Raw genomic sequence first — 1,601 nt, forward strand, 5'->3', positions numbered from 1 at the left:
CTGCTAGATATATTTGTTTGATAGTGTTCATAGTTTCAAATGTAGTAAAAAGTAAAAAACAGCAATTAATATTTCTATTAACTACTGTTTTTCAATTATTTAACCTCTTTATTTTTGGCATGTCCTAATTTGGAACATTACCGTTTTTTAATAATTTGATTTCTCTTTTTTTGCTATGCCCTAATTTTCGACATTCCTGAAAACAACTTATAAATAATATAGGTTCTGATTAAGAAAATTATAATCATAAAACCATTATCCATTGATAAAGGCAAATCTTTCATTAAAAAAAAGATTACTTCAACAATTGATGTAATTGATAGCAGTATTAGAAACCATCTTTTTCTATATAAAAATATAATACTAATAAATAATAAGATTTCTATAAAAAAGTACACAGATATTATTTTATGTGCAAAATCAGTAATTATATATTCTGAATATAACAATTGAAACAAAGCCAATAAGGAAGTAAAAACTAAAAGGCTTTTGATAAAATTTGCGGTTTTCATATTAATAATTTTAAATTAATTCTTTGGACTATTTATATCTATTTTGGTTGTATAAACACTTTTTGTCGCTTCTTCATTTCCATATTTTTTAACAAATTTATTGTATTTAGTAACTGACTGCCTAACTACGCCATCAATAGCTCTTTGGTCTACAACAGGAGAAAAATAATTTACTCCATTTGCCATTATTTGACCTTCGTAACCAGCATCTGCAACTGAGCCATTATTATATCTGTCCTTTAAACCTACAAGGTGTCCAAACTCATGGGCATAAGTATTTGCAATAGCTTTCTTTTTCCAAGCAGGACTTTTCTTTTGGTCTCCTTTTCTTCCTTGTGCATACCATGTTCCTTCATCTCCACCACTAACATTAGAACGACCAACACCATCAACTACGTTAATAAAATTATCTGTACTGAATGGGTTTAGCGCTCCCGGTATTACCATAGGTTCATTTGTAGGGTCTTCTTCATCATACACTTCAACATTAGTATTAAATACTACATCAAATTCATTCCCATCATCATCAGTATATTTAAAACCTTCTTCTTTCCATAGAGAATTAATTGCATTTTGAATTTCACTAGCTCTATCTTTGGAAGCTCCACTACCATATATATAAATATTTGTAGTAACAGTTACTACACCATCTTTAATTGAAACAATTGCGTCTTTACCATCCGGGTCAATAAGTAAGGCAGGATTGTTGATTGCATAATTATATGGCGAAATTCCATAATAAGTATCTGAATGTGGGTCAATATTCATCATTCTCCCTAAAGATGGGTCATACATTCTAGCATGATAATCATACATATTAAGCCCTAATTCGTCTTGTTCTTCTTTTCCACCGAACCCATACTTATGGTCAGTTCCATTAACAACGTTATTATACCCTTTATGCTTGAGGCCGAAAGGATAGTAGTTATTCTCTTCTATAATCTCTGTAGCAGTATCAATATCACCGTTACCATCGTTATCACTATAACTTAAACGTATATTCCCTAAATGGTCTTTAAATTGATAGACATAATCAGAAGCACTTATGTAAAATTTTACGATTTCACCCTTTTTTATTCAGTCAAAACA

At 30.0% G+C, this 1,601-nt stretch carries 1 protein-coding gene; it reads right to left on the bottom strand.

Annotation, left to right across the window (positions count from 1 at the left end):
* Positions 1–527 precede the first annotated feature (527 nt).
* Positions 528–1,589, bottom strand: coding sequence for an RHS repeat-associated core domain-containing protein (locus tag Q0997_RS20100; RefSeq protein ID WP_367180230.1), 1,062 nt, complete (start codon positions 1,587–1,589; stop codon positions 528–530).
* Positions 1,590–1,601: the final 12 nt, after the last annotated feature.

It is taken from the genome of uncultured Lacinutrix sp. (genome assembly GCF_947500325.1).
Taxonomy (GTDB): domain Bacteria; phylum Bacteroidota; class Bacteroidia; order Flavobacteriales; family Flavobacteriaceae; genus Lacinutrix.